Consider the following 14253-nt stretch of genomic DNA (forward strand, 5'->3'; position numbering starts at 1 on the left):
TGAGCCAAACAAGCGCTTGGTTGAAGCACTCGGCTTAGCTTAATTGCTCATCGTATTTATTAAATGTATTTTTTAAAGACTGGCGTTCCTAGGAGCGCCAGTCTTTTTAGTATAAGAATTGCTCTAATGCAAATTCTACTAAAGATAATCCCTTTACCCTCTCAAACGATATTCTGCTAAGATATTTGAAATATATTATTCAAACAATAGGACTAAGCAACTGTGCGACGTTTTTTTTATGACACCAGCAATGACACCAGCAATGACATCAGTGATGAAAGAGGCTCATTCCATCCTCAACTTAGCACCTTGGCTATTGGGGATAGTGCCGAATTAACAGAGAGTATCGTCCATCATTGGTGCCGTGTATTGCGTGCCAATATTGGCGATCAAGGCATATTATTCGATGGCTTTGGCGGCGAGTATCAGGTGCAGCTACAAGCCATCAGCAAAAAACACGCCACTGTGACATTATTAGCACATGTAGATACTGACCGAAGTGCCGCTGTCTTCACTAAAATCGGTCTAGTGATGAGCCGCGGTGAACGCATGGACTATGCGATTCAAAAATCCACCGAGCTTGGTGTCACTGCCATTCAATTGCTAAGTAGCCATCATGGCGAGGTCAATCTAAAGCCTGCCCAAGTAGAAAAAAAACTGATACATTGGCAGCAAGTTGCCATTGCCGCGTGTGAACAATGCGGTCTTAACCGTCCACCGCTTATTATTGCGCCTGTGTCCATAAATGACTGGTTACAACAATCAGTGACTCACTCTGCCGATGCGCAAATGAACCTTCGCCCTCCTACTACCAGTATTATTGTCACAACCCTTAGCCAAGACCCTTATTATCAAATATTACAACAACCAGCAGATTTGCGTCTGCAACTGAGCGTACCAGCTGCAGGACAACCAGCAATGCCTAGGTCGCTACCAACAGTCTTAACGCAACAGTCTCCTTATATTGAGCTGCTAATAGGCCCTGAAGGTGGTCTGAGCGTTGATGAATGCCAGCAAGCAGCCAAAGCTGGTTTTGAACCTTGGCAAATTGGCTCAAGAATCTTACGCACCGAGACTGCACCCGTGGTGGCGTTGGCGACTCTGCATGCTTTGAGCTATTATGGGTAAATACCCTATGCGTAATCCTAACTGCTGCTCTATTTCGATATGATGAGTCCAACTATGACTGCTTTCGCCCCTATTTCCATCGCAGACAAGCAGCAACTGCTGGCCGAGTTATGCGAGCAGCTTGATGATGCCATATTCATCTTAGATGCCAATTTACGCTATCTATCGGTCAATGCCAGTTATGAGATTATCATTGGCTACAGTGAGTCATTTTTGCTTGGCAGACCACTTGGTGTTTATGCGGCAGAATTTTTATCAGATGAGGAAAGGGCCGTTTTAGCAGATATCACTGACCATCTAGACTGCAATGGTTTTTATGAAAACGACTTTTCGATGCCGAACCGTTATGGACAAATACTTGACTGTCACATGACTTATCGCAAAATCTGTGTCAATCATAAGACTTACTATATCGGCATGGTGCGTGATATGTCCTCGGTCGTCAAAGATCAAAAGCAAGTGGCGCATTTGCTCAATTATGATCAATTGACTGGATTACCAAACCGTAAGGTTTTCTTGAGTCAGACCAGCGACCTATTGTTGGACAGCTATCAAGAAGTCGTGATTGTGCGCTTTAATATTGACCGTTATCGCAATCTAGCAAGCTTGCTTGGCCCTGACGGCATCAACACTTTGGTAAAAAACTTTGTCACACGCCTGAAGAACCTTAAGCTCGATAATTTACAGTGTTTTTCCCATTTTGGCGGCGATGATTTTGCGTTATTATTCGAATTTAATGACGCTAATATGGTACGTCATCAGCTAGACAGCTTAATGCAAATGTGTGAACGCCCCTTCTCCTTAGATGAAAACACTGCGACAGACGCCAAGATTTATTGTCATATTTCCGTCGGGGTCAGTTACTTTCCCACTAACGACGATGAAGTGACAGGATTATTGACCAAGGCTGAAAAAGCGCTGCATTATGTCAAGCAGCAAGGCGGTGATGACATTTGCTGGTATGATGCGGCCATTGACGAAGCCACTGCGGGTAGCTTGCAGTTAGAGGCGGAGCTTAGAGCCGCTACCACTGAAAATCAGTTTGTTCCTTATTATCAACCAAAGTTTGAGCTGGCTACTGGCATCATTATTGGTTTTGAAGCGCTGGTACGTTGGCAACACCCGACTCGCGGACTGCTAAAGCCGATACATTTTATCAATGCCATTATCACTCATAAACTGTCGTTTGAGTTGTTCTCGCACATGGCGGTTCAAATTGCTAAGCAGTTATCGACTTGGCAACAGCAAGGGTTTTGTCAACATATCTGTATCAATGCAGATGCCGCCGAATTTAGCCACCCTGAATTTTCTGAGATGGTGAGCAGTTTATTGGTGCAACACCGTATTTCTGCGCATCAGCTACATATTGAAGTCACCGAATCATCCTTAATTCAGCGTCATGCAAATGTCAAAAAACAGCTTAATTTGCTCAAGGAACTGGGGATTTGTCTGGCGTTGGATGACTTTGGCACCGGTTATGCCTCTTTGAGTTACTTACAAGAATATCCGTTTGATTTCATTAAAATTGACAAAAGTTTTATATCCAACATCGACACCGATCGTACCCAACATGCCATTGTAAAAGCTATTTTAGACTTGGCAATGGCACTTGATATGCAGGTAGTCGCCGAAGGTATCGAAACCGAACAACAGCGCGATGTGTTGCTAAAAATGGGCTGTCAACAGGGTCAAGGCTATTGGTTTGGCAAACCAGTGCCAGCAGAGGCTGCGACTGAGATGTTGATTCAGCAGTACGCCGCCAAATAAACCCCCTTTAACGGATGCTTATTTATCCAGTATCATTAGTATTTTCATATGGTTATTCGCATTTCCTCTTAACGCCTAACGTCGATTGTATAACCGATGCAAGATAGGTTCATGACTTATCAGTGCTGTCACCAAACTTGTATAATCCCCTCTGAAAGCCTATCTTTTATAGTGAATTTGTTAGAGCTTATTAAGTTTCAAGCTTACTCTAACCATCGCCATTCTTTTCAATACTATTTTATATAGCCGACAACATCGTCAATCTGCATTATTGCCTAGCATTTATTTGGGCTCGTTAGATTAATATGGGCTGGACTTGTGCACTAAATAACAGTGCAGTCATGTGCCTACCCTTGATGATGATGGGTTATATTCTCAAAAGGACAGGAAGTTATGCAATACAAAGCGCCCTTACGTGACATTCAATTCGTGATGCATGAGTTACTCGACAGCGAAAGCCATTATAAAACCCTGCCAGCATTCCAAGAAGCGGATCGCGAGCTAATGGACAGTCTGTTTGAAATGGCGGCAAGCTTTGCTGAAAATGAGCTATCACCATTGAATCAAAGTGGTGACGCTGAAGGCTGCCAGTTTAACAATGGTCAAGTCACTACGCCAAAGGGCTTTAAAGAAGCCTATAAAGCCTATTGTGAGCTTGGCTTCCCAGCCTTATCTGCTGAAGAAGACTTCGGTGGTCAAAACATGCCGTTCTCATTATCAACCGTCATTAATGAAATGGTTGGTACAGCTAACTGGTCATTCTCTATGTACCCTGGTTTATCGCATGGTGCCATTCAAACCATCGAGCATCACGGTACGGACGAGCAAAAACAAACCTACCTAGAAAAAATGGTCAGCGGCGAATGGTCAGGCACCATGTGCTTGACTGAAGCACATGCAGGTTCTGATTTAGGTATTATCCGCACCAAAGCCGAGCCTAAAGAAGATGGTAGCTATAGCATCACTGGTCAAAAAATCTTCATTTCAGCGGGTGAGCATGACTTAACGGACAATATCATTCACATTGTATTGGCTCGTCTACCAGGCGCGCCTGCTGGCACAAAAGGCATCTCACTGTTTATCGTTCCTAAAGTAACGGTCAACGAAGATGGTAGCCTAGGTGAAAACAACAACGTCGTTTGTGGCTCTATCGAACACAAAATGGGTATCAAAGCCTCAGCCACTTGCGTGATGAACTTTGATGGCGCAACGGGTTATCTGATTGGCCCAGAAAACCGTGGTCTACAGTGCATGTTTACCTTTATGAACGTGGCGCGTATTGGTACCGCAGTTCAAGGTTTAACCGCAGCAGAATATGCGTTCCAAGGCTCATTGACTTATGCCAAAGATCGTCTAGCAATGCGTTCATTATCTGGTGTTAAAGCCCCTGAAAAAGTCGCTGACCCTATCATTGTACATCCAGCGGTTCGTAACATGCTGTTGACTGAAAAAGCCTTTGCCGAAGGTGGTCGTGCTTTGGTTTATTACCTCTCACATTTTGCCGATACCGTCGCAAAAGGCGAAGGCGATGCGCTTAAATTTGCTGATCAAATGTTGTCACTATTGACACCTATTGCTAAAGCGTTCTTGACTGAAACTGGTCTAGAAGCGGCTAACCATGGCGTACAGGTTTATGGTGGTCATGGCTTTATCAGCGAATGGGGCATGGAGCAAAACGTGCGTGATACACGCATTGCGTGTCTTTACGAAGGTACCACTGAAATCCAAGCACTCGATCTACTAGGTCGTAAAGTATTGGGCTCACAAGGCAAACTGCTTGCAAACTTCGTCAAAATCATCCAAACATTCTGTGAAGAAAACAAAGAAAATGATGCGATGGGTCAGTTTATTCGCCCACTTGCCAAACACCTTAAAGAATGGGGTGATTTGACTGCACGCATCGGCATGCAAGCCACTGAAAACCCAGATGCGGTTGGCGGCGCTGCGGTTGATTACATGTATTTCAGCGGTTATGTAACGCTAGCCTACTTATGGGCACGCATGGCATTAGTAGCACAAACTGAACTTGCGAACGGTACTAGCGAACAAGCCTTCTACGACGCGAAAGTAAAAACCGCGCAGTTCTACTTTGCTAAGCTATTGCCACGTACCACCACTCACGTACAGCGTATCAGCACTGGTGTTGAACCGTACATGAGCATGGACGTTGATCAGTTCGCTTTTTAATTAGACGTTAAATACTGCTAATACTGTATTTTTATCGGCAACATACTCAAGTGTGTTGCCGATTTTCTTAGCGCTATTAAAATTAATAACGAGTAGAGTCAACACTTTCAAAAAACCTAACCTTTTGTAAAAATCTATCCTTATTTTTATAAAGGCTATCCTTTATCAATACTTTTGGTGTACGCACAATTCACGAAGAAACACACCCGTGTGCAAGCTTATTTGCTAAACTTTGATTATTAACCGCTAAGGTTAGACCAAAAGAACAATTGATATCTTTAACAACTTTAATTTTATTTATTTGAACCAAAGGAATGTTTATGGCTGTTTATAATGCCCCTCTGAATGACATGCGCTTTATCTTAAATGATGTATTTAACGCGCCTAAATTTTGGCAAAACAACGAAAACTTAGCTCATGTCGATATGGAAACAGTCGATATGATTTTGGAAGAAATGGCAAAACTGTCAAAAAACATTCTTTTGCCAATCAACCGCAGCGGCGATGAAGAAGGCGCAACCTTTGAAGGTAATGGCGTCGTCACGACTCCTACTGGATTTAAAGAAGCGTATAAACAGTATGCTGAATCAGGCTGGGTTGGCTTAAGCGGTAACTCTGAATACGGTGGTCAAGGTTTCCCAAAAATGGTGACCATGCTGACTGAAGAGATGGTATTCACTGCCAACCAATCATTTGCCCTCTACCCTAACCTAACCGTTGGCGCGACACTGTGCCTAAACGCAGCGGCTTCTGAAGAACAAAAGCAAACTTACCTAGAAAAAATGTACAATGGCGAGTGGGCGGGCACCATGTGCTTGACAGAGCCACATGCTGGTACTGACTTAGGTATCATCAAAACCAAAGCTATCCCTAATGATGACGGTAGCTATGATATCTCTGGTACCAAAATCTTTATCACTGGCGGCGAGCATGACTTAACCGAAAACATCATTCATTTGGTATTGGCAAAAACCCCTAACGCCCCAGAAGGCTCAAAAGGTATTTCGTTATTTGTCGTACCAAAATTTTTGGTCAATGCAGATGGCAGCTTAGGCGAGCGTAACACCCTAGCAGTTGGCTCTATCGAGCACAAAATGGGCATCAAAGCCTCAGCCACTTGTGTCATGAATTTTGACAGCGCTAAAGGCTGGATGGTTGGTGCCGAAAACACGGGTCTGTCATCAATGTTCATTATGATGAACTATGAGCGTGTCACCATGGGTCTGCAAGGTCTTGGTGGTTCTGAGCTTGCTTATCAAAATGCGGCGTTATATGCCAATGATCGTGGTCAAGGTCGTAGCGATACCCAACTGCAAAGTCCAGAAAAACCAGCGGATGCCATCATTCATCATGCCGATGTACGCCGTATGCTGTTGAATGCCAAAGCCAATACCGAAGCCTCACGTTGCTTTGCGATGTACGTTGCTAAAAATCTTGATGAAGAGAAGTTTAGTACCGATCCAGAGGCCGCTCAAGCTGCTGCCGCACGTGTTGCTCTATTGACGCCAGTTGCTAAAGCGTTCTTGACCGACAAAGCATTAGAAGCGACCATTGATTGCCAGCAAGTATTTGGCGGTCACGGCTATATCCGCGAATGGGGTATGGAGCAAATCGTCCGTGATACCCGTATTGCACAGATTTATGAAGGCACCAACGGTATTCAAGCACTTGACTTACTAGGTCGTAAAGTGGCAAAAAATAACGGCAAATACGTCACCCACTTCTTAGGTGAAATTCGTGATTTCGTCAATAACATGCAAGCAGATCATGGTATCAAGCAAGCAACGCTAGATGCTGCCGACACGATTGAAGCATTGACCAACACTGTTCTTAGTAACATTAGCGAGCGTAAAAACGAAGTCAATGGCTGTGCCGTTGACTACATGCATGCCTTTGGTTACCTCGCTTATTCGTACATGTTTGCGTTGATGATAGAAGCCGCTAACGGTAAAGAAGGTGAGTTTTATACCAATAAAGCCAAGCTTGCCGATTATTTCGTCGGGCGTATTTTGCCACGCATCGATGCTCATGCTCAAATGGTTCAAGCTGGTAGTGATCCAATGATGAACTTTGATCTTAGCTACTTTGATGTACCTGCTAGCTAATTGTTTGCTTTTATAATAAAGTAGGCAATACCGCACTACGATAAGGGGACAGTCACGTTACTGTCCCTTTTTTACGTATAACATATTGTTTTTAAACGTAATTATATAAACCTTTGCATATTTGGTAGCCGTTTTGGTAGCCACTAGCTTTATTTTTTGGCTATTGGTAGTTAAAACCTTAACATTACTTAACAGGCTAAACCTTAAAAACAGTCGTTTAAGTTTCAACATTCCTCAACATGCCAGCAAGTGAAAACCATAACATTTGATAACAAGCTCATAGGCTCTAACTTAGCTTAGCTAACTTTGTACCATATCAAGGTTAAAACGCTGTAGCGGCTAAATGAGGCGGTATAGATAACGTGTTAAGACTCACATCATTGGTTAATTATTTGATATTAGCTTGATTGCTCACGATACCTGTCCGAAAAGTCGCTTATGCTGCCTCATGTTACTTGTCTTGAAACTATCCAGCATAAGCAAAACCTACCCCGTGTGCGTACTGTTCCATTAACTCCCCCTAACGTGTCCAACAACTCATTTTTAGCCGCTGCTTAAGATGTCCGAAAAGTCCCTTACGATACCTGTGCATAAAGTCCCTTTTATGGACTCGCAAAATTACCCTCTACGATGTCCGAAAATTACCCCAGTCCTTTTAAAACAGTCCGAAAAACTACCCCTTTATGGACTCCAAGAACTCCTTTTTTATATTGTTCAAAAACCCCTGTAATTGGTGCTTGCCTCGCGTGCGCGCGCGATACTTGTACAGAAACTAGCTAAGCCCTTATGCTGCATAGCTTTGTGATATTGGCAATGATGAGGGAATGCCATGCAAAATGTTAGCATTTGTTAGCATTAGCGGCGTGTGATTTGGCTTTGAATGACAGGTTTTGACAGGTCGGCGGCGGTGCTAAAACCTCATGTTTTATCAGGTTCTAACCTTGTGGTTATCTTGGGGTAGTGAGTGCTGCCAATAACAACATTTCACAACATGGGCGGCGGTGCAAATTGATTTTGAATGTAAGGTTTTGTCAGGTTTTGAATATTGGATTTTGCTGGGTTCTAACGTGTCCGAAAACTACCCCTTTGCATGAGATAGGCGCAAAACTGCTCACATCTAAAAACTAGGGGTTTCCTCAGGTTTTGAGTGCTGACAATGTAAACAAATGACAACATGCGCGGCGGTGCTGGACTGCTTGAATGCGATACGTCCAAAACTGGACTTATCTAAAACCTTAGGGTTTCCTTAGGTGATTGAGCATGGTCGCCGTTGGTGGTAATGCTCAATTAATCATTAAATTATTGCTATTGCCTCCAACTTTGCACTGTCAAAACTGACATAACCTCTAACAAGCAAAAAAAGGCGCTATTTTTAAATAACGCCCAGATATTGCACTGCCAAAACTGACGAAACTATATAAACGCTTTGAGGTTTGGATTGATAAAGTAACGCTCTGTCGGTCTGCCACCTTGCCCCGTGCTTTCTACTTGCTTGTAGTTAAGCCAGTCATATTCTATCAGCACATCAAGCGCGGTCTGTACTGCCTCATCATCAGTTAAGCCTTTCCAGCTTTTGCGCTTAAGACTTCGAGCGGTAAAGCCATGACTTACCCAGTCGGTTTTGTCGGTTTTGTCACTTGGTTTCTTAAGCATTTCTAATATTTTCTTGGACAGCAAAGACGCTTTGAGGTGTGAATTATCAGTAATGCAGCTATACACCCTAAGCATGTGAGTTTCTAACATATCGCCCCATGCAATCGCCGCTTGTAGTGCGTCAAGGCTAACCCCTCCTAACCGTCTGCCTATCTCCACACAGTCCACCAGATGAAAGATGAGGGCTAACGCTGGGACAAGTCTGCCATACTTAAGCAAGTGCTGGGTTATTACGTCATGTTCTGCCTCATCAGCTTTGTTCTGTAGGTTGTCGTCCCAGTCCATAAACACAGGGTAAGCATTACTATCAAATCGAAAATAAGGGCGCTTGTAGAACTCGTTCGGCTCATGTGCCCCGTAACTGACTAAGCTATCGGTGTAAAGGTTGTCCATCGACTCAAACAAGGCATAAACGGCGTTACGGCTGTCCTTATCGACTGCTATATCATTCCGCTTAACCCGTGCTATTGGGTCTGGGTAAACCATCATTTGAAAGCGTTGCATAAGCCCGTCATTGCCTAACCCTTTCATGGTCTTTTCTAAATACATCTCTAACTTATCAGGCTGCAAGCCACCCATGACAGACAAACAATGATTTTCAATAAATAGCGAGCCGCGCCCTATTCTGTCCACCATTTCGCTGCCTGTACCGTTAAAGCCTGACAGGTAGAACGCCCTTTGTTCTTGTTCGCTGTCCTTATCAAGACTGGCTAAAAAGCCTGACAGCTCATCACGAAACTGTAGAACGCCGTTATTGTTTTGGTTCTCAATTTCGCCCAGCTTTTCCATAGTAATATTACCTACCATGTGGCGGCGTGGAATGGGCACGTTGTTATCTTGAGCCTTGCTTTCAGCTATGGCGGCTGCCTTTTTGTGCAAGTCCTCACTGGTTATAGGCTCGTCCGTGTCATCGGTCTGGGTAGCAAGCTGCTTAGCCATTTTCTTTAGTGCGTCATCGTCTGCCTTTGCCTTGCTGTCATTGATGAGCTTTTGCGTTTCATGTTCTTGTTTAGCGAGTTCATGAGCTGCCCTTGCTTGGCTCGCAAGGTTATCAATCGGTTTCATTGCGGCGGCTATTGACGGGCTTTTCTTACTTGAGGGCTGCCCAATGATAGCGCCCCACAGATTTGGCACTATGTCCCAGTCATCAAGGCGCTTAGGCATGATAGCTACCTTTGTACCTATGACGCTGCCCAATGCCACAAGCAAAGGCACGGCTACAAATTCAAGCGGTACGTTAAGCCGTTCGGCGCTGTTCATTGAGTAGTTGTAAAGCGGCTCTGGTAGCATGTTTTTGGTTATGCTGGTCACGGGCGGCAAGGTGTGATTGATGGGCTTTGGTTTTGCCCAGTCTGCTAACTGCAAGTCGATTATCTGGGTATCATCAAAAGATAAGATTTCAGCATAACTTTTGCCACATTCAAGATGAGTTATCACACCCAATGGTGCAATAACCACTTTGACGTTACACCCTGCAAACTGTTTTTTAACCCTGTCCCTGTGCTCAATGCTGGGGAATATTGTTACTTGGGTATCGTGTGCAAAGTGCTTTACCGTATCAAGCAATAGATGAGGCGTTGGACTCACTGCTACTATGATTTTCTCATGTGCAAAATGCTTAGCGAGCTTTACCCCATCTTTGTAGTTATCAACTATGACTAGCTCATAATCACTTTGAGGTGTGCCAAGAAATAGCGCACATGCTTGGCTAGTGTCAGTGACAAAAGGCAATCCGCTACTATTTGGCGTTATACACAAAAGACTTATTGCCTCATAAATCCTGTTATGTAATATTACTCCTACTGTGCCTGTAGTTTGTTGCCTTACCCCTGCATGTTCGCCTGTGGTCGGTGCGATTTCTTGTTGAATGTCTAACAAACTATTGGGTTCTAACAAGTGATAAATATCTGTTAGCAGCTTGTCACCTTGTAATGTTTGCTCCGTTGCTGGGCTGTGGTCGCCCAAAACAGTAGTTACGCCCGTGTTGGTCGCATGGGCGTTTTGCTGTGTGGTAGTCATCTTTTACCCCTCGTTTGCGTCTGCTTAGGCTGGCGCGTTGCTCGATACTTCTTGTAATAGTTTTTGCGCTTGGCATATTTGCGGCTCTGTTTGGGTTGTGGGCAGTGCCTCATTGTTCGCCCTCCTTATCGCTGTCATGTTGAGCTTGTGCGCGTTTTGCAGCTTGCATGATTTGATAGTAACGCCCGCCTTGTGCGTCTTTTCTTTTCTGCTCTTTGCCCTGCTTTGACTTCGCATAGGCAAGTTGAGCGTGCATGAATGTTTTAGGGTTGTCGTTATCAGTCGTCATGAGCTGCCACCTCACCAAAAACACTTTGGGCTAATGGCTCGTTAAGAGTGTTTAGCGAGCTGCAAAGTAAGTTTGCCCATGTGTCGGCGGCATCGTGTGTTAGGCGTGCCATGCTTGCCGCTTGGTGGGGTGTAATGCCTTGTTGATAGATAAGGCTTAAGAGTGTGCCAACATCGTTCAGGACGGTAATAGCGCCGCTTATATCACATGCAATATCGGACAACATGATAGACGGCATTAAAATCACTTCGTCATCATCGGCGGTTGTCATGTTGATGGTTTTAATTTGGCTGGCGTGGGCGGTGTTATTTAAGTGACGCATGATTAGTTACCTTTGATTTTGTGATTGTTTGAACGTTGACGCGCTCGCATGAGGCGATTAGTAGCAGCATTAACAAGCCAGCCATGATTGATATAAAACCGATAACGCTAAACTTACCGCGCTTGGGGTGCTGGTTGTCGCTGTGCTGCCTGTAGTCGGCTCTTAACTTGGTTTTGTTATCTTTGCTCATGTCTTACGTTCTCCACGTTAAAGGCTATCTCTGCTATTTTTACAGATAGATTTTTTAATGACTCCACTTGTCGGCTGCCTGTAGGTAACAAGCTGCCTAACATTTGAGTTTCTATTTCTGCAAGTTCTGTCATGGTATTAATGATGGTCACATTGGCATGCAAGGTAATGATTAACTGGTCGATAAAGTCATCAGTTATCATCAAAAAACCTTGCTCTTTTAGCCTGTCCATTACCTCGTTTACAAGTTCATCTCTACTCATAGTTGTTCACCTCATCGTCTGCCTTATTAACCCAGTAGCGGCTAAAATGCTTGCCGTTATCCTTAACGGTTTTGCTTTGGATATTCATGCCTGCCTTTCTAAGCTCATGAATACACTTAGCAAGGCGCGTTATGCGGTATTCAGTGATTGCTTGCCATGATGTGATTGGCTGCCCTGTTAGCAAGTGCTCTTTGATGATTTGGTTTTGAGTTTGTTTAGTCATCGGTTACACCTCATCACTGTTAGCGTGTTGGCTGTCAATAAATGCCAGAATATCGCTGTTCTTGAATAGCAAAATGCCATTGACGTTTGACGGCTTGATAAACTTGGGCGGCTCGGCTTGCCACCATCTACGCAAAGTAAGCGGACTTACACCAATTAAGGCGGCGGCTTGCTTAATACGCATTTGCCCGTCTGGGTGGATTGCTGGGGGTGTCTGGGTGTTGTCTGTCGATTGGGTCATGCTGATTAACTCCTATTGTCTGCCATTGTTTGGCGTGGTCTGGAGTTTGCATATTAGCTTTTGATAGGAGGGTGCTATAAGGTCACATGACCGTCACATGACCCTATTTTTGATAGGCAATAAAAAAGCCCTGCATTGCTGCAAGGCTGTTATATTCTGTTCATGTCATTACTTGTTTTGCTTGTAGTTTTTATTCAATATCAAGCCTGTTATAAACCCCTCCGCGTTCGCTATGTATTGGGCTGCTTGATATGAGCTGACTTGCTTTTCACTGTCTTTGCCGTACTTAAGCGGCGTTAAGTAATGCTTGGCTATGCTACTGGCACTCATGCGCTCAACATATTTCAATAGTAAGATTTTGCCCTCTAACGGCTTATACTCACATAAAATAGTGATAAGCCCCTCAACTTTTAACGCCTCATCATCGGTTATAAACATGGTAGTACGCGCTTTTCTTTTCTCTACTACATGCCCACGCATTAACATAGCCATTGGACTGGTATAACCTAACCCTGTACCGTCTGCCAATACCCAATGACCCCAAGACGCTAACAAGTCTTGCACCTCTAGATCTAAGCTGTACGCCATGCTGCCACCTCTTTAGTTTACGCGTTATAAGGTGTAGCAGTATGTACAAGTGCTGGGTTATCTATAAGGGCGTGTGACGGTCATGTGACCCTGTTTTTGTGTCTATCCTTAATTGCTGTACTCTTTTAAGCCACTGTACAAGAAAACCTTTGCTTATAGACGTATTAACACTTGGGTGCTTTGAATATTCGATAAGCTGCTTGTTTAAAGTACCTGAATGGGCGCTAACGTCATAATCTAACTTATAGAATAAGACGTTTAATAGACGAGTAACGGCGGCTGTTGAGCTTGGCTGCAACTCCTTGTGATCGTCTAGTTTCTTTCTTAATAAATCATTATCGGCGTGGGCTTGTTCTAGCTGCTTTGTGAGTTCGGCTATACGTTGATTGTCTTGGCTATTGTTTTGATATGGCGCGGCGGTCATTGCTGGGGCGGCTATGTGCTGCCCTGCATTAACTGGCAACTGCTCCAAAATGTTATTGATGTCCTCAATAGCAAAGAAAACATTACCCCTATCTATGACAATGGTGTCGTCCATGTCCTCATAGTCATAACGCCCCTCATATATTGGCTCATCATTGAATAAGGTAACATGTCTATTTTTAAGGAATACATCATCATCTACATTAGTTTTATTTATTCGCTTTGCTGCCTCATCAGTGCCAACGAAACGACTTGTTAAAACCTCGTGCAAAATTCCAGAATTATATCTAAGTCTAAAAATACTATTGCTTAGGTTTTTAAATGCAGACTCTATATTTGAATTTGAGCGCCTAAATGCACCTGAGTTATCCAAAGAATAAGCATGTTTATCTAAAAAATAACCCTCTATGCGCCATATGTTTTTCATTTCCATGTCATCTAGTGAAACATTGAGGTTTAAAACTCCATAGCCATTAAAATAAAAAACTGGTATTAATTGCCCTTTATTTATAAATCTTTCTAAAAACTGTTTTGCTCCTACTGTTTCAAACATTGAGCCTCTAATTCTATTCTCAGCAATCAAGATAGCCTCATCAATAGATAAATACTTAATCATGTTTACACCCTACACCCTTAAAAAAAGTAGGAGTGAGGCGCTGACAGCATAAGGGTGTAAATCGCTGTCGTTCGGTTCATGACTACCTAGCCTCACAAGTGGTATGACAGCCCTTGAGCCGTCAAAACTGGTTAAAACTGTCTAATATGGGGGTTTTGTCAGTTATGGCAGTGCTGTTTTAGGCTTGATGTTGTTTTTTATTCTTAAAATCAGCATGAATAACATTATCAAACTTGCCAGC

At 43.6% G+C, this 14253-nt stretch carries 12 protein-coding genes; 4 read left to right on the forward strand and 8 right to left on the reverse strand.

All coding sequences use genetic code 11. The features are described 5' to 3' along the window. Positions 1 to 222: 222 nt before the first annotated feature. The 4 genes from B2575_RS02590 (at position 223) to B2575_RS02605 (ending at position 7187) form a co-directional block, all read left to right on the forward strand. Positions 223 to 1128 carry a 16S rRNA (uracil(1498)-N(3))-methyltransferase gene (locus tag B2575_RS02590; protein WP_201605764.1) on the forward strand — a complete coding sequence of 302 codons (906 nt, stop codon included), beginning with the start codon at positions 223 to 225 and terminating at the stop codon, positions 1126 to 1128. 54 nt (positions 1129 to 1182) lie between these two features. Beyond that, positions 1183 to 2895, forward strand: coding sequence for a putative bifunctional diguanylate cyclase/phosphodiesterase (locus B2575_RS02595; protein ID WP_201605766.1), 1713 nt, complete (start codon positions 1183 to 1185; stop codon positions 2893 to 2895). Between the two features lie 393 nt (positions 2896 to 3288). Then, complete coding sequence (locus tag B2575_RS02600) at positions 3289 to 5082, forward strand: acyl-CoA dehydrogenase C-terminal domain-containing protein (RefSeq protein ID WP_201605768.1); 1794 nt, start codon at positions 3289 to 3291, stop codon at positions 5080 to 5082. Positions 5083 to 5402: 320 nt separating this feature from the next. Next, positions 5403 to 7187, forward strand: a complete 1785-nt coding sequence (locus B2575_RS02605) for an acyl-CoA dehydrogenase C-terminal domain-containing protein (protein WP_201605770.1) — start codon at positions 5403 to 5405, stop codon at positions 7185 to 7187. A gap of 1413 nt (positions 7188 to 8600) precedes the next feature. Here the strand turns inward: B2575_RS02605 and B2575_RS02610 are convergent. The 8 genes from B2575_RS02610 to B2575_RS02645 form a co-directional block, all read right to left on the reverse strand. Beyond that, positions 8601 to 10859, reverse strand: a complete 2259-nt coding sequence (locus B2575_RS02610; protein WP_201605772.1) for a YfjI family protein — start codon at positions 10857 to 10859, stop codon at positions 8601 to 8603. A gap of 109 nt (positions 10860 to 10968) precedes the next feature. Then, positions 10969 to 11148 (reverse strand): hypothetical protein, encoded by a 180-nt coding sequence (locus tag B2575_RS02615; RefSeq protein ID WP_045452917.1) that lies wholly within the window; start codon positions 11146 to 11148, stop codon positions 10969 to 10971. Beyond that, entirely contained in the window at positions 11138 to 11470 is a 333-nt protein-coding gene (locus B2575_RS02620; RefSeq protein ID WP_296240055.1) for a hypothetical protein, read from the reverse strand. The genes B2575_RS02615 and B2575_RS02620 overlap by 11 nt, the downstream gene beginning before the upstream one ends. 176 nt (positions 11471 to 11646) lie before the next feature. After that, positions 11647 to 11922: a hypothetical protein gene (locus B2575_RS02625; RefSeq protein ID WP_045452909.1), complete on the reverse strand. Its 276-nt coding sequence runs from the start codon at positions 11920 to 11922 to the stop codon at positions 11647 to 11649. Then, positions 11915 to 12145: a helix-turn-helix domain-containing protein gene (locus tag B2575_RS02630; protein WP_045452906.1), complete on the reverse strand. Its 231-nt coding sequence runs from the start codon at positions 12143 to 12145 to the stop codon at positions 11915 to 11917. The genes B2575_RS02625 and B2575_RS02630 overlap by 8 nt, the downstream gene beginning before the upstream one ends. 3 nt (positions 12146 to 12148) lie before the next feature. Continuing rightward, positions 12149 to 12385 (reverse strand): helix-turn-helix transcriptional regulator, encoded by a 237-nt coding sequence (locus B2575_RS02635; RefSeq protein ID WP_045452902.1) that lies wholly within the window; start codon positions 12383 to 12385, stop codon positions 12149 to 12151. A gap of 168 nt (positions 12386 to 12553) precedes the next feature. Continuing rightward, positions 12554 to 12973, reverse strand: a complete 420-nt coding sequence (locus B2575_RS02640; RefSeq protein WP_201605774.1) for an antiterminator Q family protein — start codon at positions 12971 to 12973, stop codon at positions 12554 to 12556. A gap of 61 nt (positions 12974 to 13034) precedes the next feature. Then, positions 13035 to 14012, reverse strand: coding sequence for a hypothetical protein (locus B2575_RS02645; RefSeq protein ID WP_045452892.1), 978 nt, complete (start codon positions 14010 to 14012; stop codon positions 13035 to 13037). Between the last annotated feature and the right edge of the window lie 241 nt (positions 14013 to 14253).

This window comes from Psychrobacter sp. UBA6739, from assembly GCF_002453835.1.
Classification (GTDB): Bacteria; Pseudomonadota; Gammaproteobacteria; order Pseudomonadales; family Moraxellaceae; genus Psychrobacter; species Psychrobacter immobilis_A.

What these genes read in the sequence shown, in the direction of transcription:
- B2575_RS02620 (WP_296240055.1), bottom strand. Translation starts at nt 11,470, where the DNA reads ATGCGTCACTTAAATAACACCGCCCACGCCAGCCAAATTAAAACCATC.
- B2575_RS02600 (WP_201605768.1), top strand. Translation starts at nt 3,289, where the DNA reads ATGCAATACAAAGCGCCCTTACGTGACATTCAATTCGTGATGCATGAG.
- B2575_RS02605 (WP_201605770.1), top strand. Translation starts at nt 5,403, where the DNA reads ATGGCTGTTTATAATGCCCCTCTGAATGACATGCGCTTTATCTTAAAT.
- B2575_RS02640 (WP_201605774.1), bottom strand. Translation starts at nt 12,973, where the DNA reads ATGGCGTACAGCTTAGATCTAGAGGTGCAAGACTTGTTAGCGTCTTGG.
- B2575_RS02645 (WP_045452892.1), bottom strand. Translation starts at nt 14,012, where the DNA reads ATGATTAAGTATTTATCTATTGATGAGGCTATCTTGATTGCTGAGAAT.
- B2575_RS02635 (WP_045452902.1), bottom strand. Translation starts at nt 12,385, where the DNA reads ATGACCCAATCGACAGACAACACCCAGACACCCCCAGCAATCCACCCA.
- B2575_RS02595 (WP_201605766.1), top strand. Translation starts at nt 1,183, where the DNA reads ATGACTGCTTTCGCCCCTATTTCCATCGCAGACAAGCAGCAACTGCTG.
- B2575_RS02615 (WP_045452917.1), bottom strand. Translation starts at nt 11,148, where the DNA reads ATGACGACTGATAACGACAACCCTAAAACATTCATGCACGCTCAACTT.
- B2575_RS02610 (WP_201605772.1), bottom strand. Translation starts at nt 10,859, where the DNA reads ATGACTACCACACAGCAAAACGCCCATGCGACCAACACGGGCGTAACT.
- B2575_RS02625 (WP_045452909.1), bottom strand. Translation starts at nt 11,922, where the DNA reads ATGAGTAGAGATGAACTTGTAAACGAGGTAATGGACAGGCTAAAAGAG.
- B2575_RS02630 (WP_045452906.1), bottom strand. Translation starts at nt 12,145, where the DNA reads ATGACTAAACAAACTCAAAACCAAATCATCAAAGAGCACTTGCTAACA.